Origin of the sequence: Saccharothrix coeruleofusca (assembly GCF_017876325.1) — a bacterium.
GTDB classification, from domain to species: domain Bacteria; phylum Actinomycetota; class Actinomycetes; order Mycobacteriales; family Pseudonocardiaceae; genus Actinosynnema; species Actinosynnema coeruleofuscum.
In genome coordinates, this window is the sequence record NZ_JAGINV010000001.1 from 6990682 (window position 1) to 7015193 (window position 24512).

General features: G+C 74.0%; 23 protein-coding genes. 10 read left to right on the forward strand and 13 right to left on the reverse strand.

Going from position 1 to position 24512, the window contains the following annotated elements:
• Window positions 1-9 precede the first annotated feature (9 nt).
• The 4 genes from JOF41_RS32380 to JOF41_RS32395 form a co-directional block, all read right to left on the reverse strand.
• Window positions 10-480, reverse strand: coding sequence for a phage holin family protein (locus tag JOF41_RS32380; RefSeq protein WP_189221292.1), 471 nt, complete (start codon window positions 478-480; stop codon window positions 10-12).
• Between the two features lie 49 nt (window positions 481-529).
• Window positions 530-1678, reverse strand: a complete 1149-nt coding sequence (gene nhaA, locus JOF41_RS32385; protein WP_189221735.1) for a Na+/H+ antiporter NhaA — start codon at window positions 1676-1678, stop codon at window positions 530-532.
• Between the two features lie 194 nt (window positions 1679-1872).
• The gene (gene acs / locus JOF41_RS32390; RefSeq protein ID WP_189221291.1) at window positions 1873-3861 is read right to left on the reverse strand and encodes an acetate--CoA ligase; all 1989 of its coding nucleotides are present in this window, start codon (window positions 3859-3861) and stop codon (window positions 1873-1875) included.
• 204 nt (window positions 3862-4065) lie between these two features.
• The gene (locus tag JOF41_RS32395) at window positions 4066-4635 is read right to left on the reverse strand and encodes a GNAT family N-acetyltransferase (RefSeq protein ID WP_209623642.1); all 570 of its coding nucleotides are present in this window, start codon (window positions 4633-4635) and stop codon (window positions 4066-4068) included.
• Between the two features lie 91 nt (window positions 4636-4726).
• Here JOF41_RS32395 and JOF41_RS32400 point away from each other — a divergent pair, with 91 nt between their 5' ends.
• Window positions 4727-5449 carry a Fic family protein gene (locus JOF41_RS32400; protein ID WP_209623643.1) on the forward strand — a complete coding sequence of 241 codons (723 nt, stop codon included), beginning with the start codon at window positions 4727-4729 and terminating at the stop codon, window positions 5447-5449.
• Between the two features lie 127 nt (window positions 5450-5576).
• Here the strand turns inward: JOF41_RS32400 and kynU are convergent, their stop codons facing one another.
• Both kynU and JOF41_RS32410 read right to left on the reverse strand, forming a co-directional pair.
• A complete protein-coding gene (gene kynU / locus JOF41_RS32405) occupies window positions 5577-6698 on the reverse strand; it encodes a kynureninase (RefSeq protein WP_209623644.1) in 1122 nt (373 codons plus the stop codon).
• Window positions 6695-7516 carry a tryptophan 2,3-dioxygenase gene (locus JOF41_RS32410; protein WP_189221287.1) on the reverse strand — a complete coding sequence of 274 codons (822 nt, stop codon included), beginning with the start codon at window positions 7514-7516 and terminating at the stop codon, window positions 6695-6697. Before JOF41_RS32410 ends, kynU begins: the two co-directional genes overlap by 4 nt.
• 106 nt (window positions 7517-7622) lie before the next feature.
• Here JOF41_RS32410 and JOF41_RS32415 point away from each other — a divergent pair, with 106 nt between their 5' ends.
• Window positions 7623-8072, forward strand: coding sequence for an Lrp/AsnC family transcriptional regulator (locus tag JOF41_RS32415; protein WP_209623645.1), 450 nt, complete (start codon window positions 7623-7625; stop codon window positions 8070-8072).
• Here JOF41_RS32415 and murQ read toward each other — a convergent pair.
• From murQ to JOF41_RS32445, 6 genes are all read right to left on the reverse strand, one after another.
• Window positions 8041-8973, reverse strand: coding sequence for an N-acetylmuramic acid 6-phosphate etherase (murQ, locus tag JOF41_RS32420; RefSeq protein WP_209623646.1), 933 nt, complete (start codon window positions 8971-8973; stop codon window positions 8041-8043). The two genes, JOF41_RS32415 and murQ, sit on opposite strands and share 32 nt — an antisense overlap.
• A complete protein-coding gene (locus JOF41_RS32425) occupies window positions 8970-9884 on the reverse strand; it encodes a MurR/RpiR family transcriptional regulator (protein ID WP_189221285.1) in 915 nt (304 codons plus the stop codon). Before JOF41_RS32425 ends, murQ begins: the two co-directional genes overlap by 4 nt.
• A 108-nt stretch (window positions 9885-9992) precedes the next feature.
• Window positions 9993-11660: a serine hydrolase domain-containing protein gene (locus JOF41_RS32430; protein WP_209623647.1), complete on the reverse strand. Its 1668-nt coding sequence runs from the start codon at window positions 11658-11660 to the stop codon at window positions 9993-9995.
• Between the two features lie 8 nt (window positions 11661-11668).
• Window positions 11669-12913, reverse strand: coding sequence for an exo-beta-N-acetylmuramidase NamZ family protein (locus JOF41_RS32435; RefSeq protein WP_372448504.1), 1245 nt, complete (start codon window positions 12911-12913; stop codon window positions 11669-11671).
• Window positions 12914-12918: 5 nt separating this feature from the next.
• On the reverse strand, window positions 12919-14532 hold the full coding sequence (locus JOF41_RS32440) for a glycoside hydrolase family 3 protein (protein ID WP_209624590.1): 1614 nt from the start codon (window positions 14530-14532) through the stop codon (window positions 12919-12921).
• A 696-nt stretch (window positions 14533-15228) separates the two neighbouring features.
• Window positions 15229-16074, reverse strand: a complete 846-nt coding sequence (locus JOF41_RS32445; protein ID WP_209623648.1) for an HAD family hydrolase — start codon at window positions 16072-16074, stop codon at window positions 15229-15231.
• 468 nt (window positions 16075-16542) lie between these two features.
• On the opposite strand from JOF41_RS32445, the gene ssd reads away from it, so the two are divergent.
• The 8 genes from ssd to JOF41_RS32485 all read left to right on the forward strand — a co-directional run bounded on the left by ssd (window position 16543) and on the right by JOF41_RS32485 (window position 22059).
• Window positions 16543-17601 carry a septum site-determining protein Ssd gene (gene ssd, locus JOF41_RS32450; protein ID WP_189221281.1) on the forward strand — a complete coding sequence of 353 codons (1059 nt, stop codon included), beginning with the start codon at window positions 16543-16545 and terminating at the stop codon, window positions 17599-17601.
• A gap of 123 nt (window positions 17602-17724) precedes the next feature.
• On the forward strand, window positions 17725-18873 hold the full coding sequence (locus JOF41_RS32455) for a TadA family conjugal transfer-associated ATPase (RefSeq protein WP_189221280.1): 1149 nt from the start codon (window positions 17725-17727) through the stop codon (window positions 18871-18873).
• Entirely contained in the window at window positions 18864-19628 is a 765-nt protein-coding gene (locus JOF41_RS32460; protein ID WP_209623650.1) for a type II secretion system F family protein, read from the forward strand. The genes JOF41_RS32455 and JOF41_RS32460 overlap by 10 nt, the downstream gene beginning before the upstream one ends.
• Window positions 19625-20170, forward strand: a complete 546-nt coding sequence (locus tag JOF41_RS32465; protein WP_189221278.1) for a type II secretion system F family protein — start codon at window positions 19625-19627, stop codon at window positions 20168-20170. The genes JOF41_RS32460 and JOF41_RS32465 overlap by 4 nt, the downstream gene beginning before the upstream one ends.
• Before the next feature lie 64 nt (window positions 20171-20234).
• Entirely contained in the window at window positions 20235-20396 is a 162-nt protein-coding gene (locus JOF41_RS32470) for a DUF4244 domain-containing protein (protein ID WP_189221277.1), read from the forward strand.
• A complete protein-coding gene (locus tag JOF41_RS32475; RefSeq protein ID WP_307867598.1) occupies window positions 20393-20773 on the forward strand; it encodes a TadE family type IV pilus minor pilin in 381 nt (126 codons plus the stop codon). The genes JOF41_RS32470 and JOF41_RS32475 overlap by 4 nt, the downstream gene beginning before the upstream one ends.
• Window positions 20774-20821: 48 nt before the next feature.
• Complete coding sequence (locus tag JOF41_RS32480; protein ID WP_209623651.1) at window positions 20822-21187, forward strand: Rv3654c family TadE-like protein; 366 nt, start codon at window positions 20822-20824, stop codon at window positions 21185-21187.
• Between the two features lie 254 nt (window positions 21188-21441).
• A complete protein-coding gene (locus JOF41_RS32485; RefSeq protein ID WP_189221275.1) occupies window positions 21442-22059 on the forward strand; it encodes a bifunctional DNA primase/polymerase in 618 nt (205 codons plus the stop codon).
• On the opposite strand, the gene sftH is transcribed toward JOF41_RS32485, so the two are convergent.
• Window positions 22026-24413 carry a DEAD/DEAH box helicase gene (gene sftH / locus JOF41_RS32490; protein WP_189221274.1) on the reverse strand — a complete coding sequence of 796 codons (2388 nt, stop codon included), beginning with the start codon at window positions 24411-24413 and terminating at the stop codon, window positions 22026-22028. The two genes, JOF41_RS32485 and sftH, sit on opposite strands and share 34 nt — an antisense overlap.
• Window positions 24414-24512 lie beyond the last annotated feature (99 nt).

Below are 24512 nucleotides of genomic sequence, written 5' to 3' on the forward strand. Positions count from 1 at the left end.
GCGCCGGGGTCAGTGGCCGTCGCCGCGGTGCCGGATGGCCGCGACGGTGTCCCTGGCCGAGTCGATGGTGCGCTGCGGGGCGCGCAGGCGCTTGACCTTGCGCACGCCCAGCAGGGCGAAGAAGCCCGCCGTGGCCAGCATCAGCAGGAACACCAGCAGGAACGAGAACCAGCGGTACAGCCACACCGACAGCAGCTCGGCGGCGAAGAAGAAAAAGAAGAACGAGCTGAACAGCAGCACGGTCAGCGCCACGATGAAGTAGACGCTGCCCTTGACGCCCTTCTTCAGCTCGCCGGCCACCTCGGACTTGGCCAGTTCGACCTCTGCCCTGATCAGCGTGGACATGTGGGCCGTGGCGTCGCGCACGAGGCCGCCGATCGAGGTTTCCCCGGCGATCGAGGCGGCGCTCTCCGCGGTCAGCGGGATCGACGGAACAGGTGGCAGCCCGGAGCCGTTGGTGTTGTCCCTCGCGGTGGTCACCGGCTCATCGTGCCATGCACGCGGGCGCGAGGCCGCCCGACCGGGGGGATCAGCCGCCCGAGGCCGCCCGCCGGTGCACCCGGCTGCGGCGCACCAGCAGCACGGCGGCCAGCAGCGAGGCGATCAGCGAGGCCAGCAGCACGGCCGCCTTGGCGCGCTCGGCGGTGGCGCCGTCCAGCGCCAGCTCGGCGATGAGCAGGCTCACCGTGAAGCCGACGCCGCCGAGCACGGCCACCGCCGCGAGGTCGCGCGGGCCCGCGCCGCTGGGCCACACGGCCATCTTGAACAGCACCGCCAGCGCCGACGCGCCCAGGATGCCGACCACCTTGCCCACCACCAGGCCGAGCACGACGCCCAGCGCCAGCGGGTCGGCGAAGACCCCGCGCAGCGCTTCGGCGCCGACCGGCACGCCCGCCGCGAACAGCGCGAACACCGGCACGGCCAGGCCCGCCGACCACGGCTGGAGGCGGTGCTCCAGGCGCAGCGCGGGGGCCTCGCGCTCGTGGGGGTCCTTGCGCACGCGGGTGAGCAGCGCCAGCGCGACGCCCGCGATGGTGGCGTGGATGCCCGCCGCGTGCACCGCGACCCACGTGCCCACCGCGATCGGCACGTACAGCCACGGCGTGGTGATCCGGCGGTGCTGGAGGTAGGCGTACAGGGCGAGCAGCGCCACCGCGGCGACCGCCGCCAACACGTTGAACTGGGCGGTGAACAGCACCGCGATGAGGATGATCGCGCCGAGGTCGTCGACCACGGCCAGGCTCAGCAGGAACACCCGCAGGCTGCTGGGCAGGCCGGAGGCGGTGATGGCGAGCACGCCGAGGGCGAAGGCGATGTCGGTGGCCACCGGGATGGCCCAGGCCCGCTCCACGCCGGGGTGGCCCCAGCCCACGGCCAGCGCGATCACCGCGGGCACGACCATGCCGCCGACCGCCGCCACCACGGGCAGGAGGGCGGCTTTGAAGTCGCTCAGCTCCCCGACGACCAGTTCGCGCTTGAGCTCCAGGCCCGCGACGAAGAAGAAGATGGCCAGCAGCCCGTCCTTGGCCCAGTCGCCGACGCTCAGGCTCAGGTGCAGCGACTCCGGTCCCACGTGGAAGTCGCGCACCGCCGTGTAGACCTCGCGCAGCGGCGAGTTGGCCATGAGCAGCGCGACGGCGGTGGCGGCCAGCAGCACCACGCCGCCCACGGTCTCCATGCGCAGGTAGCGGGCGAACTCGGCGACGGGACGCTGGGCGCGGGTCAAGTCGTCAACTCCAGGGGTCGGCGGAACCACTCGCCGACCAGACTTCCCGGCACACCGCCGACCACCCTAACCGGAACGGGGTGCCCCGCGCAGTGCGGGACACCCCGTTCCGGCGTGCTCAGTTCTCCGTGCTCAGTTCTCCGGGCTCAGTCCTCGCCCTTGCCCGACTGCAGGCCGCTGGAGATGAGCTCCATCACCGACGAGTCGGCCAGCGTGGTGACGTCGCCGATCTGCCGGTTCTCCGCCACGTCGCGCAGCAGGCGGCGCATGATCTTGCCGGAGCGGGTCTTGGGCAGCTCGGGCACGACCATGATCTGCCTGGGCTTGGCGATCGGGCCGATCTCCTTGGCCACGTGGTCGCGCAGCGCCTTGATCGCCTCCTCGCCCTTGGCCTCGTCCTGCGCCACGCCGCCGCGCAGGATGACGAACGCCACGATGCCCTGCCCGGTGGTCGGGTCGGACGCGCCCACCACGGCGGCCTCGGCCACGGTCGGGTGGGACACCAGCGCCGACTCCACCTCGGTGGTGGAGATCCGGTGGCCGGACACGTTCATCACGTCGTCCACCCGGCCCAGCAGCCAGATGTCGCCGTCGGCGTCGTACTTCGCGCCGTCGCCCGCGAAGTAGTAGCCCTGCTCGGCGAACCGGGACCAGTAGGTGTCGCGGTAGCGCTCGTCGTCGCCCCAGATGCCGCGCAGCATCGACGGCCACGGCTGGTCGAGCACCAGGTAGCCGCCGCCGCCCTTGGCGACCTCGACGCCCTGGTCGTCGACGACCTTCGCGCCGATGCCGGGCAGCGGGCGCTGCGCGGAGCCGGGCTTGGTGTCCACCACGCCGGGCAGCGGGGAGATCATGATGGCGCCGGTCTCGGTCTGCCACCAGGTGTCCACGACGGGGGTCTTGCCCGCGCCGATGGTCTCCCGGTACCAGATCCACGCCTCGGGGTTGATCGGCTCGCCGACGCTGCCCAGCACGCGCAGCGAGGACAGGTCGTACTGGGCGGGGATGTCCGCGCCCCACTTCATGAAGGTGCGGATCAGCGTGGGCGCGGTGTAGTAGATCGACACGCCGTACTTCTGGATGATCTCCCAGTGGCGGCCCTCGTGCGGGGTGTTGGGCGTGCCCTCGTAGACGACCTGGGTGACGCGGTTGGCCAGCGGGCCGTAGACGATGTAGCTGTGCCCGGTGACCCAGCCGATGTCGGCGGTGCACCAGTACACGTCGGTGTCCGGCTTGAGGTCGAACACGTTGTAGTGCGTGTACGCGGTCTGCACGAGGTAGCCGCCCGCGGTGTGCAGGATGCCCTTCGGCTTACCCGTGGTGCCCGAGGTGTAGAGGATGAACAGCGGGTGCTCGGAGTCGAACGCCTGCGGGGTGTGCTGGTCGGACTGGGCGTCGACGACGTCGTGCCACCACAGGTCGCGGCCCTCGGTCCAGGACACCTCGGTGTCGGTCCGCTTGACCACCAGGACGTGCTCGACGCTGCCTGCGTTGGCCACGGCCTCGTCCACGGCGGGCTTGAGCGGCGCGGGCTTGCCGCGCCGGTACTGGCCGTCGGTGGTGATCACCAGCTTGGCCTGGGAGTCCTCGACGCGGGTGCGCAGCGCCTCGGCGGAGAAGCCGCCGAAGACCACGCTGTGCATCGCGCCGACGCGGGCGCAGGCCAGCATGGCGAAGATCGCCTCCGGCACCATCGGCATGTAGATCGCCACCCGGTCCTCGGCGCCCACGCCCAGGGAGGTCAGCGCGTTGGCGGCCTTGGACACCTCGCGCTGGAGCTCGGCGTAGGTGATGGCGCGGCTGTCGCCCGGCTCGCCCTCCCAGTGGATGGCGACCTGGTCGCCGTGACCGGCTTCGACGTGCCGGTCGACGCAGTTGTAGGCGACGTTGAGCTTGCCGCCGACGAACCACTTGGCGAACGGGGCGTTCGACCAGTCCAGCACCTGCGTCCACTTGGTGTCCCAGGTCAGCCGCTCCGCCTGCTTCGCCCAGAACGCCTCGCGGTCCGCCAGCGCCTCGTCGTAGAGCGCGGCGGTGGCGTTGGCCTGGGCGGCGAACTCCTCGCCAGGCGGGAACGTCCGGTTCTCGGTCAGCAGGTTGTCCAGGGCCGGTCCCTGGGCTTGCGGCTGGGTCATGGTGGGCAGACCTCCTGAGTCCTGGCCGTGGGTGCGCACCGAACGTAGTGCGGTGCGGCTCACTGCGCACCCAATAGGTTCAGACCAATTTCGGCGGGGGTGAAACGCGTGGGTAACTGTGTAACCCGCAGGGGAGGGCGCTGACCAGTGCGGTTCCGCTAAACGACACCTCACATGCGACCAGCGGCACAGAGGTGATGCCCATCACTCACTCAATCGTGTCTTCACCGCGGGCCACTCCTCGGCGGTGACCGAGTAGACGACGGTGTCGCGCAGCGTCCCGTCCGGACGGATGCGATGGTGCCGCAGAACGCCCTCGCGCACAGCCCCCAGTCGTTCGATCGCCCGTTGCGACCGCTGGTTGCGCACGTCCGTGTGCCAGCCCACCCGCAACGCGCCCAGCTCCTCGAACGCGCGGGTCATCAGCAGCAGCTTCGCGCCCGTGTTCAGGCCGGTGCGCTGCCAGCGCGTGCCGATCCAGGTGTGGCCGATCCACAGCCCGCGGTGCTTGGTGTCGATCTCGTAGTACGAGGTGGTGCCCGCGACCTCGCCGGTGGCCGGGTCGACCTGGGCCCACGACAGGCGCGCGGGGTCGGCCAGCGCGGCTTCGACGTAGCGCCGCATCGCGGGCAGGTCGGTCGGCTGCCGGGTGCTCAGCCACGTCCAGGTGTCCGGGTCCTTCCCCGCCGCGAGCAGGCCCTCGGTGTGGCGCAGGGTGAGCGGTTCGAGGCGGACGTGCGGGCCGGTCAGCACGGGGCGGTCGTACCAGGTCATGCTTGCGACGGTAGGCCGCCAAGTGGACATCTGGAACAGCCAATTCCGGCCATTTCCGAATAACCACTTACCGGCGGGTAGTGTTTTCCGGGTGACCGACCCGCTCGCCCCGCTGCTGGACCTGCCCGGTGTGACCGACGCCGTGGCGGCGGCCCGCGACGCCGTCTTCCAGGTGCACCGGCACCGGGTGAACCTGCGCGGCTGGGCGACCACCGCCGCCGAGGCGTCCGTGCGCGCCGCCCGCGCCTCCGCCGCCCTGGACGGCGGCCCCACCCGGATTCCCGAGGACGGCGCGGTCGTCGACCCCGTGCTGGCGGGTTCGCTGCGGGTGGCCGAGGCGCTGGGCGTCGTCCTGCCCACCTGGCAGCGCGCGCCGCTGCAGGCGCTGGCCAGGCTGCACGTGCTCGCGGGCGCGGACCTGGGCGGCGAGCTGGGCAGGCCGCGCCTGGCGCCGGGCGTGTCCGAGCGGCTGGACCTGCTCGCGGGCCTGGTCACCGGCGGCACGCGGGTGCCGGGCCCGCTGCTGGTGGCCGTGGTGCACGGCGAGCTGATGGCGCTGTCGCCGTTCGGCACCGCCAACGGCGTGGTCGCCCGCGCCGCGTCGCGGCTGGCCTCCATCGCCTCCGGCCTCGACCCCAAGTCGCTGGGCGTGCCCGAGGTGCACTGCCTGCGCAAGCAGACCGAGTACGACGCCGCCCTGCACGACTTCTCCACCGGCGACCCCGAAGGCGTGGCCCGCTGGGTCCTGTTCTGGTGCGCCGCCCTGGAAGCGGGCGCCCGCGAAGCCCGCGGCATCGCCGACGCCACCTCCTGACGCCTGCAAGTACTACCCGACCCGGGAGAACGGGCCGCTGACTACTACCCGGCTCAGCACCACCCGGCCTGGTCCCGGGTAGTAGTCAAGTGCCCCAGAACAGCGGTCGGGTAGTACTTGCAGACGCTCAGAGCAGCTTGGCGAGGGTGGTGGCGGCGCGTTCGGCCTCGTCGAAGTTGTTGTAGAGCGGGGCGAAGCCGAAGCGCAGCACGTCCGGGGGGCGGTGGTCGCCGATGACCTGGCGGTCGGCCAGCTCACCGGTCAACCGCCGCGCCTCGGGGTGCCGCAGCGACACCTGGTGACCGCGCCACTCGTCCCTCGGGGTGATCACCTCGATGCCCGGCAGGTCCTCCACCAGCGCCATGAAGTGCGCGGTCAGCGCCAGGCCCTTGGCCCGCACGTCGGCCAGCGCCACCCCGTCCCACACGTCCAGCGCGGCGTCCAGCGCCAGCAGCGAGAGGATGTCCGGGGTGCCGACGCGGGCTCGCGCCACGCCGGGGTCGGGCCGGTAGTCCTCGGCCATCGCGAACGGCTCGCGGTGCCCGTTCCACCCGGTCAGCGGCTGCTCGAACGACGGCTGCGCGGCGGTCGGCACGTAGAGGAACGCGGGCGAGCCGGGGCCGCCGTTGAGGAACTTGTACGTGCAGCCCACCGCCAGGTCCACGCCCAGCGCGTCCAGCTCGATCGGCAGCACGCCCACGCTGTGGCACAGGTCCCACACCACCTTGGCGCCCACGGCGTGCGCCCGCTCGGTCAGCGCGGCCATGTCCAGCAGCCGCCCGGTGCGGTAGTCGACGTGGTTGAGCAGCACCACCGCGGTCCGCTCGGTCAGCTCCAGCCGGTCCGGCGGCGCGGACCGCAGCGCCAGGCCGGTCAGCTCGGCCACCGACCGCGCGAGGTAGCCGTCGGTGGGGAAGGTGCCCGCGTCGACCACGATCTCCGCCCGGTCCGAACCCCGCGCCGCCGCCATCAGCGCCTTGAACAGGTTGACGCTGGTGGAGTCGGCCACCACCACCTGGCCAGGCGCGGCGCCGACCAGCCGCCCGATCCGGTCGCCGACCCGCTGCGGAGCCTCCCACCAGCCCTCGGACCAGCCGCGGATCAGCCTGCGCCCCCACTGGTGGCGCACCACGTGCGCCATCCGCTCGGCCACCGCGCGCGGGGGCGCGCCCAGCGAGTTGCCGTCCAGGTAGACCACGTCGTCGTCGAGGTCGAACAGCGCGCGGACGTGCGCCAGCGGGTCGTTCACACGTAGCTCCTGGCGGTCCACAGCTCCGGGAACACCGACCGCTGGGTGCGCTTCTCCAGCCACGCCACGCCCGCTGACCCGCCGGTGCCGACCTTGGCGCCCATCGAGCGCCGGGTGGCCAGCAGGTGGTCGTAGCGCCACCGGGCGAACTCCTCGGCGATGTCGGTCAGCGCCTCGCCCAGTTCCAGCAGGTCGCGGGAGCCGTCGCGGTAGATCCCGGTCCACACCCGCTCGACGTCGGGGTGCGGCTCGTAGGGCTGGGAGACGTCGCGCGCCAGCACCTCGGCCGGGACCGGCAGGCCCTGCCGGTGCAGGGCGGCGAGCACGTCGTCGTACAGGCTGGGCTCGTGCAGCAGCGCCTCCAGTGCGGCGTGCTGCCGGGGCGCGGCGCGGTGCGGCACCAGCATCGAGCGTGACTTCTCGCCGAGCAGGAACTCCACCTCGCGGTAGCGGCCGGACTGGAAGCCCGAGCCCTCCCCGAGGGCGTCCCGGAAGGAGTTGAACTCCGCGGGCGTCATCCGGGCGATCGGCCGCCAGGCCGCGTTCAACGCCTGCATGTGCAGGTCGCTGCGGCGCAGGGTGCGCACGGCGGCGCGCAGGTCGTCGGCGCGCAGCTCGCTCTGCGCCTGCCGCCACTCGAAGCAGAGCAGCCCGAAGTACAGCTCCATGATCTGGGTGATGACCAGGAACGACATCTCACGCGGGTCGTCGGAAGCCTGCTGCTGCAGGGAGTGCAGCACCGAGGCGTGCACGTAGTCCTCGTACGGCGTGGTGCCCCCGAAGTCCAGCTTCGGGGCTACGGGGCAGGTCTGTTCCATGACGTCATGATGCCTGCGATTCCACGTCGGCTGAATGGCCATCAAGTGCCTGCGAAGCCCGTTCTTCTATCATTCGGAAAGTCATGACGGGCGGGAGTTTTCATTCGTGAGCACGGAGCTGGACGCGGTGGACCGGGCGCTGCTGGACGCCCTGCAGGAGGACGCGCGGCTGTCCTACAACGAGCTGGCGCGGCGCGTGCACGTGTCGCCGCCGACGGTGGCGCAGCGGGTGCGCAGGCTGGAGAACGCGGGCGTGATCACCGGCTACCGGGCCACCGTGGACCCGACGGCGGTGGGCCGCCCGGTGGTCGCCCTGGTGCGGATGAAGTGCTACGGCCCCCGGTGCATCACGGTGCACCCGGAGTTGCTCGACGACTGCCCGGAAGTGGTCGAGGTGCAGCGGCTGACCGGCGACATCTGCTCGGTGGTCAAGGTCGTCACCACCACGATCAGCGAGCTGGAGCGCCTGCTGGTCCGCCTCGGCGGCTACGGCGAGACCTCCAGCGCGATGGTGCTGTCGACGCCTATCCCGTGGCGCCCGGTGCCAACAGGCTGAGCGCCTGCCGGACGTGGCCGTGGGCGGCGGCCAGCACCTCGGCGGCGCGCGCGGTCGGCACGCCGGAGAGCAGGCGCACCAGCGCCACCTTCAGGTCGCCGTCCGCCTCGGCCAGCGCGGCGGTGCACTCCGGCTCGGCCAGGCCGGTCGCCTCCCGCAGGATGCGCACGGTGCGCCCGCGCAGCTTGGCGTTGGTGGCCCGCATGGACACCATGAGGTTGGAGTAGGTGCGGCCGAGCTTGACCATCACCGCGGTGGAGAACGAGGTCAGCACCAGCTTCTGCGAGCTGCCCGCCTTCATCCGGGTGGACCCGGCGATGGCCTCCGGGCCGGTGTCCAGCGCGATCAGCACGTCCACGTCGACCGGCGCGGCGTCGGGGTTGTTCGACACCAGCACGGTGCGGGCGCCCAGGGCGCGCGCCTGCTCCAGCGCGGCGACCACGAACGGGGTGCGGCCCGACGCCGTCACGCCCAGCACCAGGTCGCCGGGGGCGGCGTGCCTGCGGATCTCCGCCGCGCCGCCCGCCGCCTCGTCCTCGGCGTTCTCCACCGCGCGGACCAGCGCCTCCGCGCCGCCCGCGTGGTGGGCGACGAACCACTCCGGCGGGGCGTTGAACGTGGGCGGCAGCTCGGCGGCGTCCAGCGTGGCCAGCCTGCCCGAGGTGCCCGCGCCCACGTAGTGCACCCGGCCGCCGCCGCGCAGCGCCACCACCGCCAGGTCCACGGCCCGCGCCAGCTCCGGCAGCACCGCGGCCACCGCGTCGGGGACCTGCCGGTCCTCCTGGTTGATCAGCCGGAGCACCTCCAGCGTGGACACCCGGTCGATGTCCTCGGTCCGCGGGTTGCGCGCCTCGGTGGGGGAGTCGACCCGGACCGCGACACCGTTCGGGGGTGAGGTCACTTACCCGCCTCCCTGCGCCGCCTGCCGTCCGGCCTGCTGCCCAGGCGGTGCCCGGCCACCGCGTCGTAGGTGGCCTCCAGCGCGGTCTTGGCGCTGTCCACGTGCCGCTGGGCGACCCCGATGAACAGGCAGTCGATGATCGTGAGCTGGGCGATGCGGCTGGCCATCGCGCCGGAGCGGAACGTGGTCTCGCGCGCCGCCGTGGTCAGCACGTGGTCGGCGACCTCGGTGATCGGCGAGCGGGGGAAGTTGGTCAGCGCCACCGTGGTCGCGCCGTGCTGCTTGGCCACCCGCAGCGCCTCGACGGTCTCGGCGGTGGAGCCGGTGTGCGAGATGCCCACCGCCACGTCCGCGCCGCTGAGCACCGCGGCCGAGGTCAGCGCGATGTGGGTGTCGTTCCAGGCGAAGCAGGTGCGGCCGATGCGGTGCAGCTTCTGCTGCAGGTCGAAGGCGACGAACGCGCTGGCGCCGAAGCCGTAGACGTCCACCCGGCCCGCGCCCGCGACCGCTTCGACGACCGCTTCCAGCGTGTCGACGTCGAGCTGCTCGGCGGTCTCCTCGACCGCGCGGGCGTCGGCGAAGGCCACCTTGCCCACCACCTGCCGCAGGTCGTCGCCGGGGCCGATGTCGCCGCCGAGGTCGCGGTCGGTGCGGGCGGCGGTGCGGGCGGTGTCGGCGGCCAGCGCGATGCGCAGCTCCGGGTAGCCGCCGACGCCGATGGCCTTGCAGAACCGGGTCACCGTGGTCTCGCTGGTGCCCGCGGCCTCGGCGACCTCGGTGATGCTGCGGTGCGCGACGGTCGCCGGGTTGTCCAGCACGACCTTGGCGACCCGCTGCTCCGCTCGGGCCAGGCCGGGCAGCAGGGAGCGGATCTTCACCAGGGGGCTGGTGTCGGTGCTTTCGGTGGCCACGTGGGAAACTTACTAACCGATTGACTAGTGGTCAACGTAGAGTGCCCTGCTGTCACCCTGATCGAGCACGATCCACCCTGTTGATATCGACTATCGGGAAGATCGTTACTACCTGTTGACGGCTTGCCAGCCCTCGGCCGTCAGGCCGGCCTGCTCCCGCTCCGCGTCGAGCACCAGCCCCCGCTGGTCGGTCACGCGCACCGCGTCGACGTGCACGCCCCGGCCGCCGTAGCCGGTGCCCCGCGAGTACACCCAGCGGAACCGGGACGCGGGCGCGGTGTCCACCACCACCCGCTCCCACCGCCGCTCGCCGTACCCGGTCAGCACCTCCACGTCCCGCCAGGTGGTGCCGTCACCCGCCTGCACGACCACCCGGTCGCCGGGGTCCAGGTCGACGAACGCGCTGAACACCAGCCGCTGCCGCGTCCCGCGCACCGGCAGCTCGCGCGTGGTCAGCGTGCCGCCCGCGACCACCGGCGACCACGCCGACGGCCCGCGCCGCGGCTTCACCGCCAGCGCCTTCGCCAGCCCGTCGGCCACCGCGCGCCGGGCGGGGTTGACCGAGCCCCAGTTCCGGCTCGGGTGCACCCGGTTGGTCAGCAGGACCGCCACCGACCGCGACAGCGGGTCCAGCACCAGCGAAGTGCCCGTGTACCCGGTGTGGCCCGCCGTGCCCGGCGCGGTCAGCGCGCCCATGTACCAGCGCTGGTCCAGCTCGAAGCCGAGGCCGTGCGAGTTGCCGGGGAAATCACCGGTGAAGTCGGTCAGCATCAGCTCCACCGTGGCGGGTTCGAGGATCCGCCTGCCGCCGTACGCGCCGCCGTTGAGCAGCGCCTGTCCCAGCACCGCCAAGTCGCGCGCGGTGGAGAACACGCCCGCGTGGCCCGCCACGCCGCCCAACGACCAGGCGTTCTCGTCGTGCACCTCGCCGCGCACCATGCCGCGCGGCGGGCTGGCCTGGAACTCCGTCGCCGCGATCCGGCCCAGCTTGCTCGCGGGCGGGTTGTAGCCGGTGTCGACCATGCCCAGCGGCTCCGTGACGCCCTCGCGGACCAGGGCGTCCAGCGGCTTGCCCGCGACCCGCTCCACCAGCACGCCCAGCGTGATCAGGTTCAGGTCCGAGTAGGCGTAGGCGGTGCCCGGCGGGGTCTTGGGGGCCACGTCCATGACCGCCTTGACCCGCGCGGCCCGGTCCGGCCAGCTCTGCCACAGCGGCAGCCACGGCTCCAGGCCCGAGGTGTGCGTCAGCAGCTGCTCGACGGTGATCGACGCCTTGCCGTTGACCCCGAACTCCGGCAGGTAGTCGGCCACCGGCCGGTCGATCGCCACCCGGCCCAGCTCCACCTGCCGCATCACCGCGATCGAGGTGAACAGCTTGGACACCGACGCCAGGTCGAAGATCGTGTCCGGGGCCATCGGCACCCGCTGGTCCTCGGGCAGCTCGGTGCCCGCCGCGTCCGCGTAGCGCACCGCCCACCCCTCCGGCTGGTGGGCGACGACGACCCCGTTGTGCGCCAGCAGCGTCACCGCGCCCGCGAACAGCGGGTGGCCGTCCGCGCCCGGCTCGGTGTAGCGGCGCACCGCCTCCAACGCGCCCTCGACCGGCGCCGGGTCCAGCCCGGCCCGCTGCGGCGTGCCGGGGCGCAGCGCGGTCCACGCGGGCGCGAAGCGGTCGTGCGGCTGGTCGAAGCGGCCTCCCGCGCCGGTCGCGCTCGCGGGGACGCTCAGCAGGCTCAGGGCGGTCACGGACGCGAACAGCAGGGCGGGAACTCGCATCGGTCTCCTCACCGGTAGCGCAGGTACCTGCGGCGGGTGTGCCGGAACGCGGCCAGCTCCGCGGCCCAGGCGCCGACCACCTCGTCGGTGCCCGCGCCCGCGTCGACCATCCGGCGCAGCCGGTCGGAGCCGGTGAGCTTGTCGATCCAGTTGTCCGGCCGCCACCCGAACTGCTGCGGGTAGCGGGCCTTCGCGGTCACGATCATGGCCACGCCGGTGCGCACGGCGTCGAACCGGTGCGGGTCGGTGACGTGCACCGCCACCCCGGCGCACGCGGTGCCCGCGAACTTGTTGAACGTCGGCGCGAAGTGGGTCTCCCGGAACCGCACGCCCGGCAGGCCCGCCGCGTTGAGGTCCTCCGCCCACCGCCAGTCCAGCCCCGGCGCGCCGACGGTCTCGAACGGCCGCGTGGTGCCCCGGCCCTCGGAGAACAGCACGCCCTCGAACAGGCACGTGCCGGGGTAGACCAGGGCGGTGTCCCTGGTGGGCACGTTCGGGCTGGGCGGCACCCACGGCAGGCCGGTGTCGAGCTGGTCGCGCCGCCAGCCGCGCACCTCGACCACGTCCAGCTCGGCGACCCGGCCGCCGTCCTCGGGCAGGAACTCGCCGTCGAAGAACCCGGCCAGCTCGCCCACGGTCATGCCGTGCTGCTGCACGATCGGCTTGCGGCCCACGCCCGTGGCGTACGCCGGGTCCAGCTGCGGGCCGCGCGCCGTGCCGCCGATCGGGTTGGGCCGGTCCAGCACCACGAACGCCGCGCCGGTGGCCGCCGCGGCCTGCATCGCGGTGTACATGGTCCAGATGTAGGTGTAGAAGCGGGCGCCGATGTCGGCGATGTCGAACACCACGGTGTCCACGCCCGCCTTGGCGAACATGCCCGCCAGCTTGGTCGCGTTCGCGCCGTAGGCGTCGTAGACCGGCACGCCGGTGCGCGGGTCCAGGTAGTCGCCCTCCGAGCCGCCCGCCTGCGCGGTGCCGCGGAACCCGTGCTCGGGGCCGAAGGCCGCCACCGGCCGCACTCCGGCGGCGACCATCGAGTCCACGACGTGGGTGTGGTCGCGCAGCACGCCCGTCGGGTTGGTGAGCACGCCGACCTTGCGGCCCGCGAACCGCCGCCAGCCCCGCGCGGCCAGCTGCTCCGCGCCGGTGGCCGTCGCCCCGGCGGCCGAGGCCGGGTCCGCCGAAGCCGGGGCGGACGCCGCGCCCAGCGCGGGGACGGCCAGCGCGCCGGCCAGGAATCCCCTGCGGTCCACGCGCGTCACCAGCCCACGGCGTGGCCGAAGGGGTACGGGCGCGGGCCGGGCACGTCCACCGGCAGCTTGCCCGCGGGCTTGACCTCGCCGTAGACCACCCTGGCCAGGGACTCCATCGACACCGCGCCGTAGGAGAAGGTGGCCAGCCAGGTCGGCGCGTCGGTGTGCGCCACGTCGTACGGGTTCTGCACGGCCACCGCGACCACCGGTTTCCCGGTCGCCAGCAGCCGGGCCACCAGCGCCTGCTGGGCGGGCTGGCGGGACAGCGCGTTGGTCAGCACCACCACGACCTGCGCGTCCGCCGCCGCCTGCGCGGCCGACGCGATCTGCGCCTCGGTGGGCGCGGAGCCGGTGGGCAGCGCGGTGGCCGCCGCGCCGCGGGCGGCGAAGCGCTCGGCCAGCGCTCGGGTCGTCGTCTCGCCCCAGCCGGTGACCAGCGCGGACGCGGGCTTGGCGGACAGCGGCAGCACGCCCGCGTCGTTGCGCACGGCGGTGACCGTCCGGTCCGCGATGGCCTGCGCGACCGCCAGCCGGTCCGGGGTGCCCACCTTCGGGTCCGCGCTCGCGGGCGGGGAGGTGAGCATCCCGCGCAGGAACTTCATCCGCAGCACCCGCAGCACGCTCTGGTCGATGCGCCGCTCGGTCAGCTCGCCGCCGCGCACCGCGGCGACGACGCTGTCCACGGCCACGCGCAGGTCGACCGGCATGAGCAGCTGGTCCACGCCCGCCTTGAGGGCCAGCACCGGGATCTCCGCGTCGGGGTGCAGCTGCCGCACGCCCGCCATGGCCAGCGAGTCGGTGATGACCACCCCGTCGTAGCCCAGCTCCTCGCGCAGCAGACCGGTCACCACCGGTCGGGACAGCGTGGCGGGCTCGCCGGACGGGTCGATCAGCGGCATCCGGATGTGCGCGGTCATGATCGAGTCCACGCCCGCGGCGATGGCCGCCCGGAACGGCTCGGCGTCCACCGCGCGCCACTGCTCGGCGGTGCGGTCCACGGTCGGCAGGCTGGTGTGGCTGTCCTCGGCGGTGTCGCCGTGGCCGGGGAAGTGCTTGGCGGTGGCCGACACGCCGGTGCGGGTCAGCGGGTGCTGCTGGTAGCCGCGCACCTGGGCGGCGGTCATGGTGGCCGCCAGCGCCGGGTCGCCGGAGTAGGAGCGCACCCCGATCACCGGGTTGGCCGGGTTGGAGTTGACGTCCGCGTCCGGGGCGAAGTCCTGGTTGATCCCCATCGCCCGCAGCTCGCGCGCCGTGATCTCGGCGGCCTTCTCGGCGTCCTGGGCGCGGCGGCCCGCGCCCAGCGCCATGTTGCCGGGGAACTGGGTGACCGGCGGGCCGATGCGGGTGACGATGCCCATCTCCTGGTCGGTGGAGATGGCCAGCGGGATGCGGCTGGCCCGCTGCAGCCCGTTGGACAGCGCGGCGATCTGCGCCGGGGTGTCGATGTTGTCGTAGCTGGAGTTGTTGAAGTAGACGACCCCGCCGGGCCGGTACTTGGCGACCACCTCGGCGGCGGTGCCCACGCCGAAGTCGCGCTGGTTGCCGGGGTGCGCCTCGTCGGCGGCCTGGCCGTGCACGTAGGTGACGAAGAGCTGGCCCACCTTCTCCTCCAGGGACATGCCCCGCAGGAGCGCGCTGATGGCGGTGGTGCCCAGCCGCGCGGCCCCGGCCGCGTCGGCGGGCGCCTGGGCGGTGGCCGGTGGCGCGGCGAGCGAGGCCGCGGCCACGGCGGTGGCGACGAGCGTTCGGCGGAGCCGGAGCACGGTGGCCTCCCCACTTGGCGATGTTCCACCACTGGTGGACGCAATCGGCAAGTTACCCACGCCACAGTGGCGGGTCAACGTTGCCTCATCGCCGTCGTGCGGCCATTGTGCGGGGCGGCCCCGACGATTTCCGGCTCGCGCTCGTCCTTCGATGGTGCGGTTTCCACGGGCATGAAACAGGCGATGCCCCCACTCGCGTGAGGGCACCGCCGGCAGCGCGGACGTTCGAGTTACCAAGCGTGCAACTCGTGTCGTACCAACCTGGCCTCGGCGTCCGGCGTCCCGGTACGCAGGCCCTAGACGACAAGCCTCCCGCGGCGTGCTGCGCGTGGGTGCTCGACGTCCGCGCACGGAGCTCTGTCAGGGAGGAGCTGGGCTTCTCTTCGCCCGGTCCCGGCCGACCCGAGGTCCGCACTTCCTTTGTAGTCCGTGCCCGCCGTCACATCAAGGGCTCGATGGGGTGCACCGGTCAAGCAACGGTGAGTAGCGGATGTTCTTGTGCGACAGGGGTTTCCGCCGTAGGTACCGCTGAGCGGGGCACAGCGGGGTGAATCAGTTCTTGCGCCGCCTGCGCAGTCCGTACCAGGCCACCCCGGCGGCCGCCGTGGCCGCGCCGAGACCGATCGCGGTGACCGCCACCGCGGCGCCGGACGGGCGCGGCAGGCGGGCCCTGAGCGACACCGGGTCGGAGAAGGTCAGCACGGGCCAGCCGCGCTGGGCGGCGACCTTGCGCAGGGCGCGGTCGGGGTTGACGGCCGTGGGGTGGCCGACGGCCTCCAGCAGCGGCAGGTCGGTCACCGAGTCGGAGTAGGCGTAGCACTCCGCGAGGTCGTAGCCGTGCTCCGCGGCCAGCTGCTTGGCCGCGATGGCCTTGTTCTCGCCCGCGCAGTAGAAGTCGACCGCGCCGGAGTAGCGGCCCCCGTTGACCACCATCCGCGTGCCCACGCTGCGCGTCGCGCCGATCATCTCCGCGATGGGGGAGACGACTTCCTCGCCGGACGCGGAGACGACGACCACGTCGTGGCCCTGGTCCTTGTGGTCGCCGATGAGCTGGGTGGCCTCTTTGTAGACCAGCGGGTCGACGATGTCGTGCAGGGTCTCGTCGACGATCGCGCGGACCTGCTCGACGTCCCACCCCGCGCACAGCGCGGTGATGTGGGAGCGCATCCGGTCCATCTGGTCCGCGTCGGCGCCCGCGAGCATGAAGACGAACTGCGCGTAGGCGCTCTTGAGCACCGCCCGCCGGTTGATCAGGCCGCCTTGGAAGAAGGGCCTGCTGAACGCCAACGTGCTCGACTTGGCGATGACCGTCTTGTCCAGGTCGAAGAACGCGGCGACTCGACGTCCTCCGCTGGCGTCACCTTCATTGGCGTCGCCGTCGTTCGGGTGCTCGGTCACGGCTCCAGCTTAAGGGCGCACGGGCGAGACCCGGATGGACGCCTACGTTCGAAGGTTTACGAACCGAAGGTGATGCGGCCCCCCGAATTTTTTCTGTCCCTCTAACGGAAGACGCGCATGACCCTGGCGCGGGGGGATACAGTAGGACTGGTCCGGCTCGACCGGACGGGTTCAGTCCGACCCCCCGGGACTGAACCAATGACGACCCCCGTCCCTCCCCCCTGGCGGGGGTCGTCCCATGTCCGGACTCGGGTGGCCGCCGCCGCTCGCTGGACCGCCGGGCCCTTTTCCCGCCAAATCCCCCAGCATTTCGCACCTCCGCGTCCGCTGCGAGCGGGAGCGCTCTCATCGCGCCGAGTTGTCCACAGGGCCCCCGGTTGTCCACATGTTGATCTTCGGTCGTTGTGGGCCCGCCCACGACCGGTGACCGTGGACCCCGACGAGTCCTTGATCGACGGGGGTGGGGTTGTGCGACGACCGGTGGCGCTGGTGACCGGGGAAGAGCTGCTGGACGAGGTGCTCCGGCTGGCCGCCGCGGCCGAGTGCGAGGTGGAGCGGGTGGCCGACGTGGCGGCCCTGCGCGGGCGGTGGGCCGCCGCGCCCGCGGTGCTGCTGGACCAGCGGGCGCTGGAGGCCTGCGCGGCGGCGGGCCTGCCGCGCAGGCCGGACGTGCTGCTGGTGGCGACCGGCCCGCCGTCGCCGGGCGCCTGGCCGAGGGCGGTGGCGCTGGGCGTGGCGCGCGTGGTGGTGCTGCCGCAGGGCGCGCCCGAGCTGGTGGCCGTCCTGCGGGAGGTCGCCGACGGCCCGCCGACCGGCGGGGGCCGGGTGCTGGCGGTGCTGGGCGGGCGCGGCGGCGCGGGCGCCTCCGTGCTGGCCGCGGCGCTCGGCCACGCGGTGCTGGCGGCGGGCGGCAACGGGCTGCTGGTCGACTGCGACCCGCTGGGCGGCGGGCTGGACCTGGCGCTGGGCGTGGAGGCCGCGCAGGGCCTGCGCTGGCCGGACGTGCGGGTGACCGGCGGCCGGGTGCCCGCATCGTCGCTGCGCTCGGCCCTGCCCGGCCGGTCCACCCGGCGCGGCACGCTCAGCGTGCTGGCCTGCGGTCGGGCCGGACCGGACCCCGAACCCGAGGCCGTGGCGGCGGTGGTCGAGTCCGGCCGCCGCGCGGGCGACACGGTGGTGTGCGACCTGCCCCGCCAGCTCACCCCGGCGGCCTGCGCCGCGCTGGACCGGGCCGACCTCGCGGTGCTGGTGGTCCCGGCGGAGGTCCGGGCCTGCGCCGCCGCCCAGCGGGTGGCCCGCCAGGTCGGCGAGCGCGGCGTGGCGCTGGGCGCGGTCGTGCGCGGCCCCGCGCCCGGCGGCCTGCGGGCCGGGCAGGTGGCCGACGCGGTCGGCGTCCCCCTGCTCACCGTGATGCCGTCGCAGCCCCGCCTGGCCGGCGCGCTGGACCGGGGCGGTTTCCCCGGCGGCGCTCGCGGTCGGCTGGCCAAGGCGGCCCGCGAGGTGCTGGCGGTGCTCCGTGAGGGCTGAACGGGTGAGCGCCGAGCGAGTGAGCGCCGAACGGGTGAGGTGGTGGGGATTCCTGTGTTCGGAGGTATTCCGGCCAGGACGGCGCCGCCGCGGCCGCGTCAGGCCGCTGCGCGGGTGCGCACCGTGACCGCCGATCTGGTCGAGCGCGTTCGCCGGAGGTTGGCCAACGGCCGGTCGGAGCTGACCTCGGCCGCGGTCGCGGCAGCGGTGCGCGGCGAGGCGGGCGGCCTGCTGGGCGACGAGGACGTGCTGCGGGCGCTGGCCGTGCTGCGCCGGGAGTTCGCGGGCGCGGGCCCGCTGGAGCCGCTGCTGCGCGACCCCGGAGTGACCGACGTCCTGGTCACCGCGCCGGACCAGGTGTGGGTCGACGGGGCCGAGGGGCTGCGCCGCACCGGCACGACCTTCACCGACGAGGCGGCCGTGCGCCGCCTGGCCCAGCGCCTGGCGGTCGCCGCGGGCAGGCGGCTGGACGACGCCGTCCCGTACGTCGACGGCTGGCTGCCGGGTGCCGTGCGGCTGCACGCGGTCCTCCCGCCGATCAGCCAGCACACCTGCCTGTCGCTGCGCGTCCTGCGGCCCGCCGCGCACGACCTGGCCGCGCTGGAGCGCGGCGGCACCTTCGACGGGCCCACCGCCGGGCTGCTGCGCGCCATCGTCGAGGCCCGCCTGGCGTTCCTGGTCGTCGGCGGCACCGGCTCGGGCAAGACCACCCTGCTGGCGGCGCTGCTCGGCTGCGTGCCGCACGACCAGCGCGTGGTGTGCGTGGAGGACGCGGGCGAGCTGCACCCCGACCACCCGCAGGTGGTCCGGCTGGTGGCGCGCGCCGCCAACGTCGAGGGCGCGGGCGAGGTGACCGTCCGGGACCTGGTGCGGCAGGGGCTGCGGATGCGCCCGGACCGCATGGTGGTCGGCGAGGTCCGCGGCGCGGAGGTGTGCGACCTGCTGTCCTCGCTCAACACCGGCCACGACGGCGGCGCGGGCACCCTGCACGCCAACTCCCCGGCGGAGGTCCCGGCCCGGCTGGAGGCGCTGGCCGCGCTGGGCGGCCTGGACCGGGCGGCACTGCACAGCCAGCTCGCCGCGGCGGTGCAGGTCGTGCTGCACACGCGCCGGACGGCCACCGGCGCGCGTCGTCTCGTCGAGATCGGCGTCTTCGAGCGCAGGGCCCGCACCACCGGGGTCACGCCCGCCTGGCGGCACGACACCGGGTGGCAGGCCGGCGCGGCGGTGCTGCGCGAGATGCTGCGCGAACGGGGACGGCCATGCCCCTGATCGTGCTCGCGGCGGCCTTGGCGGCGCTGCCGCCACCCCGCGCCCACCGACGCCTGAGAGCGCTGCGCCCCGAGCCGCGACGCCGATGGCGGTGGAGGCGGCCCGGCACGCCCGTGGTCGCCGTCGGGGGCGCGCTGCTCGGGCTGGTGGCCGGGGTGGGCGGTGCGCTCGCGGGCGCGCTGCTGGCTGCGGTCCTGTGGCGCGAGCACCGCGACCGCGTCGCGCGGCGGGACCGGCTGGCCGCGACCGCCGCACTGGCCGCCGGGCTCAAGGCGTTCACCGCGGAGCTGCGCGCCGGAGCCCACCCGGCCGCGGCGGCGGCCAACACCGCCGAGGACTGCGCACCACCGGCCGCCGAGGTGTTCGCCACCATCGCCACCACGGCGGCCAGGGGCGGCGACGTCGAAGCCGCGCTGGCGCACACCGACGCCGCCCCGCTCGCGCGGGCGTGGCGGCTGGCCGACGCGCACGGGGTGCCGCTGGCGGGCGCGCTGGAAGCGGTGGGCCGCGACCTCGACCGGCGCGCGGCGTTCGCCCGGCAGGTCCGCGCCCGCATGGCCGGACCGCGCGCCAGCGTCGCGGTGCTGGCCGCGCTGCCCGTCTTCGGGCTGCTGCTGGGCGAGTTCAGCGGAGCGGGCCCGGTCCAGGTGCTGCGCACCACGCTCGCGGGACAGGTCCTGCTGGTGCTCGGCGCGGTGCTGGTGTGCGCGGGACTGCGCTGGTGCGCTCACCTGACCGGGGAGGCGCCGGGATGAGCCCGCTGCTGCTCGCCCTGGCCCTGCTGGTGCTCCCGGCGGGCCGACCGGCGCTCGACCGGCTGCGCCCGCCGCCCGCGCGGCGGACAAGGGCGAAACCGCCACCGCCCGACCCGTTCGCCCTGGCCGCGACCTGGGACCTGCTGGCCGCCTGCCTCAGGGCCGGTCTGCCGGTGGCGGGCGCCCTGCACGCCGTGCTGGCGGGCGTGCCGCCGGGTCCGGCCGGACGCCTGCGCCGCGTCTGCCACCAGCTGGCGCTCGGCGTTGACCCGGCCACCGCCTGGGCGCCCGCCCTGGCGCACCCGGACACCGCGCCGCTGGCCCGCGCGGCCAAGCGGTCGGCCCGGTCCGGGGCCGCGCTGGCGGACGCGGTGACCGACCTGGCCCGCGACGTCCGCGCCGCGCTGGCCGACGAAGCCGAGACCCGCGCCCAGCGGGCGGCGGTGCTGGTGGCCGGGCCGCTGGCGCTGTGCTTCCTGCCCGCCTTCCTGTGCCTCGGCGTGCTGCCCGTGGTGCTCGGCCTCGTGCGCACCCTGACCTGATCACACCCTGACCTGATCCCACCCTGACCTGATCCCACCCCGACCTGATCACACCCGATGGAGGATGAAAGTGCTCGACGACCGGGGAACGACCACCACCGAATACGCCCTCACCACGCTCGCCGCGGCGACGTTGGCGGGTCTGCTCCTGACGTTCGTCGCGGGCGGATGGGTCGAGCAGCAGTTGCAGAAGGTGCTGCGGCTCGCCCTCGACCTGCCCTGGTGAGCGACGACCGGGGCACCGCGACGGTGGAAGCGGCGCTGGCGATCTGCGCCCTGCTGGCCTTCCTGGCGCTGTGCGCGGGCGGCCTGGCCGCCGTGATCGCCCAGCTCCGCTGCACCGACGCGGCCCGCGAGGCGGCCCGGCTGGTCGCCAGGGGCGACAGCGCGCTGGCCGAGTCCGCCGTGGCCGCCATCGCCCCCGCCGACGCCCACCTGACCGTGCGCCTGGAGGGCGACACCGCCTGGACCGAGGTCACCGCCACCGAAGCGGGTCTCACCCTGCGCGCCCGCGCCTACGCCGTCCTGGAACCCACCCCCGAGGAGCCCCGCGAACCGAGCGTTCCGACACCGCGAACTGAGCGTTCGGGCACTCCGAACTGAGCGTTCAGGTGACGAAGACGAAGCAGCACGAGCGAAAGGAGGTGGTGGATGCGTCCGCACCACGACCGGGGCGCGGCTTCGGTCCTGGCGGTGGCGCTGCTGTCGGTCCTGTTCACGATCACCGCCCTCGGCATCCGGCTGGGCGAGGTCACCCTCGTCCGGCACCGCCTGACCGCCGCGGCCGACCTGGGCGCGCTGGCCGCGGCGGCGCACCTGGTGTCCGGTCCGGCGCACGCCTGCGCCCGCGCCGAGTGGGTGATCACCCGGATGGGCGGCAGGCTGGACGACTGCTCGGTGCGGGGCTGGGAGGTCTCGGTCGAGGTGTCGGACGAGTCCTCCGGCGAGTCCTCCGGCGGCCCCGTGCTGTTCGACGCGCCGAGCGCACGGGCGCGGGCGGGTCCGGCGGAATGGTGAGGGGTCCTCCGCACGACGAGCGGTCGTCCTCCGGCGGTGAGCGGACTCACAGTGGGGTTCGCCGGCGGTGAACGGTGGCCGCGGTCGTTCGGTCCCCCGTCCGGGCGAAGGGCGTTCGCCGTTCCGCAACGACCAGTTGTCGACTGCCGGGTTACCAACGGGGCCGGTCGTGTCGTTAATTCGAATGGCGGCACCGACGCGGTGTCGAGAAGTACCCGACACGGTGTCGTGGTCCTCAAGGAGGCGAACTCAACATGGAGTGGTCGGATAGCTGGCGCGGGGCCTTCCGCATCGAGCTGCGCGCGGAGGCGGTCAACCTCGCGTGGCACGGGTGGCCTGTGCTGCCGGGCACCTATCCGGCGGGCGACCGGTGGGCCGGTCGTGACGGCCTGGACCAGGACGGCCCGGTCCCGGTGCACCACGACTGGCAGGAGCGCATCGGCAGCAGGCCGGAGCAGGTCGCCTCCTGGTGGACCGGCCAGTCCTACAGCATCCTGGTCGCCACCGGCCACGGCGTCGACGCCATCGAGGTCGGGGCCGACCTGGGCCGCCGCGCCGCGGTCGCGCTGCGCGCCATCGGCATCCCGGTGCCGATCGCCGCGACGCCCGCGGGCCGCTGGATGTTCCTGGTCGCCTCCGGGCAGCCGCTGAGCACCGACCTGCTGGCCCACGACGACGTCCACCACTACGGGCGGGGCGAGTACGTCCCGCTGCCGCCGACGCCGGTCCAGCACGGCGTGGTGCACTGGCGGGTCAAGCCCCAGATCTGCGGCTGGCAGCTGCCGCGCCCCGGCGTCGTCGAGGACGCGCTGCTGGAGGCCGTGCGGGTGCCCGACCGCTACGAGGGACTGGTCTCCGCCGACCGGTCCTGACCTGAGACCCGGCCGTGCCGGGCGTCGTCGGACCCCTCCCCGACAACCCCGAGCACGACGTCCAGCACGGCCAGCCCGCCCGCCTTGTCCAGTGGGTCGTTGCCGTTCCCGCACTTCGGCGACTGCACGCAGGACGGGCACCCGGCCGGGCACGCGCAAGCAGCGATGGCCTCCCCAGTAGCGGCCAACCACGGGATGATCGCGGCGAAGCCGCGGTCGGCGAAACCGGCTCCCCCCGGATGACCGTCGTGCACGAACACCGTCGCCTTCCCGGTGTCCGGGTGCAGCGCGGTCGAGACACCGCCGATGTCCCAGCGGTCGCAGGTCGCGAACAGCGGTAGCAGGCCGATCGCCGCGTGCTCGGCCGCGTGCAGTGCGCCGGGGACGCGCGCCGGAGCCAGACCGGCGCCCCCCGGCGCACTGCCCACCAGCAGCGCGTCGTCCACCGCGTACCAGACCGCGCGGGTGCGCAGGGTCTGCGCGGGCAGGTCCAGCGCGACCTGGTCGATCACCTGCCCGGAGGGCAGCTTCCGCAGGTACGACACGACCTGCGAGGTCACCTCGACCTCGCCCAGGCACACCGACACGCCGTCGTACTCGCGCTTGTCCAGGGTGCGCACCACGGTGATGTCCTTGGTGTCGCGGGCCGTCGTGGTCCACTCCGGCTTCTCCGCGCGCACCAGCGCGATCCCGCTGTCCAGGTCCAGCCGGTCCACCACGTACGACTCGCCCTGGTGCAGGTAGACCGCGCCCTCGTGGACCGTCCAGCAGGCCGCGCCCGGATCGACCGTGCCCAGCATCCGACCCGTGTCGGCCTCCACCACCACGACCTGCTCGCCGCCCGAGCCTCGGATGTCCACCTCGCCGTGCGGGCGGTCGTGCGAGGTCCAGTACCAGCCGTTGGGCCTGCGCCGCAGCACCCGCCGCGCCACCAGGTCGTCGAGCACCGCCCGCGCGGCCTGCCCGCCGAACTCGTCCAGGCAGTCGGGGGTCAGCGGCAGCTCGGCCGCGGCGCAGGCCAGCTGCGGCTCCAGCACGTACGGGTTGGCCGGGTCCAGCACGGTGGCCTCGACCGGTCTGTCCAGCACCGCCGACGGGTTGTGCACCAGGTAGGTGTCCAGCGGGTCGTCCCGCGCCACGAACACCACCAGCGCGTCGGAGTCGCCGCTGCGCCCGGCCCGCCCGGCCTGCTGCCAGAACGAGGCCAGGGTGCCGGGGAAACCGGCCACCACCACGGCGTCCAGACCCGCGATGTCCACGCCGAGCTCCAGCGCGTTGGTCGTGGCCACGCCCAGCAGGTCGCCGCCGGACAGCGCCCGCTCCAGGGCCCGCCGCTCCTCGGGCAGGTAGCCCGCCCGGTAGGCGGCCACCCGGTCGACCAGCTCGCCGTCGACCTCGGCCAGGATGCGCCGCGCGCCCAGCGCGGTCAGCTCCGCCCCCACCCGCGACCGCACGAACGCCAGCGACCGCGCGCCCTCGACCACCAGGTCGGCCAGGATGCGGGCGGTCTCCGCGCCCGCCGACCGCCGCACCGGGGCGCCGTTCTCGCCTTCCAGGTCGTCCAGCAGCGGCGGCTCCCACAGCGCCACGGTCCGGCCCGCGCGTGGCGAGCCGTCCTCGGTGACCGCCTCGCACGGCGCGCCGAGCAGCCGCGACGCCGATCCCGCCGGGTCCGCCACGGTCGCCGAGGCCAGCACGAACACCGGGTCCGCGCCGTAGCGCCGGGCGACCCGCCGCAGCCGTCGCAGCAGCAGCGCCACGTGCGAGCCGAACACGCCTCGGTAGGCGTGGCACTCGTCGACCACGACGTAGGACAGCCGCCGGAAGAACCTGATCCACCGGGAGTGGTTGGGCAGCACCCCCCGGTGCAGCATGTCCGGGTTGCTGAACACCCAGTTGGCGTGCGCCCTGACCCAGTCGCGCTCGGCCATCGGCGTGTCGCCGTCGAACTTCGCGGCGCGCACGCCGGGCAGGCCCAGCGCCTCGACCGCGCGCAGCTGGTCGGCCCCCAGCGCCTTGGTCGGCGACAGGTACAGAGCTGTTGCTTTTGGATCTTCCACGAGCTTGCTCAGCACCGGCAGCTGGTAGGCCAGCGACTTGCCCGAGGCGGTGCCCGTGGCCACCACCACGTCACGCCCCGACCAGGCCAGCTCGGCGGCTTGGGCCTGGTGCCGCCACGGCACCGGCACGCCTCGCTCGACCAGCGCGGCCACCACCGGTTCCGCAGCCCAGGAGGGCCACGGGACCGGTTGGGCGGGTTGCGCGGGCAGGTCGGCGGCGTGCGTCAGCGGCGACTCGCCGGAGGGCACGCCCGCGAGCACCCGGTCCAGGAGTCGACGTCCTTGGTGCGCCACGCACCGCAGCTTCGCACACGGCGCCGACAGCGCCCCCTGAGTTACCTTTGCTTCCTGCGTTGATAACGGCGCGTGCACAGATCGGTACACCTGGTGGTG

Coding starts and splice junctions, on each gene's coding strand:
- nhaA (WP_189221735.1), bottom strand. CDS start 1,678: ATGGAGACCGTGGGCGGCGTGGTGCTGCTGGCCGCCACCGCCGTCGCG.
- JOF41_RS32460 (WP_209623650.1), top strand. CDS start 18,864: ATGCCCCTGATCGTGCTCGCGGCGGCCTTGGCGGCGCTGCCGCCACCC.
- JOF41_RS32430 (WP_209623647.1), bottom strand. CDS start 11,660: ATGCGAGTTCCCGCCCTGCTGTTCGCGTCCGTGACCGCCCTGAGCCTG.
- JOF41_RS32480 (WP_209623651.1), top strand. CDS start 20,822: ATGCGTCCGCACCACGACCGGGGCGCGGCTTCGGTCCTGGCGGTGGCG.
- JOF41_RS32410 (WP_189221287.1), bottom strand. CDS start 7,516: ATGGAACAGACCTGCCCCGTAGCCCCGAAGCTGGACTTCGGGGGCACC.
- acs (WP_189221291.1), bottom strand. CDS start 3,861: ATGACCCAGCCGCAAGCCCAGGGACCGGCCCTGGACAACCTGCTGACC.
- JOF41_RS32485 (WP_189221275.1), top strand. CDS start 21,442: ATGGAGTGGTCGGATAGCTGGCGCGGGGCCTTCCGCATCGAGCTGCGC.
- JOF41_RS32395 (WP_209623642.1), bottom strand. CDS start 4,635: ATGACCTGGTACGACCGCCCCGTGCTGACCGGCCCGCACGTCCGCCTC.
- JOF41_RS32470 (WP_189221277.1), top strand. CDS start 20,235: ATGAAAGTGCTCGACGACCGGGGAACGACCACCACCGAATACGCCCTC.
- JOF41_RS32465 (WP_189221278.1), top strand. CDS start 19,625: ATGAGCCCGCTGCTGCTCGCCCTGGCCCTGCTGGTGCTCCCGGCGGGC.
- JOF41_RS32440 (WP_209624590.1), bottom strand. CDS start 14,532: ATGTCCCTGGAGGAGAAGGTGGGCCAGCTCTTCGTCACCTACGTGCAC.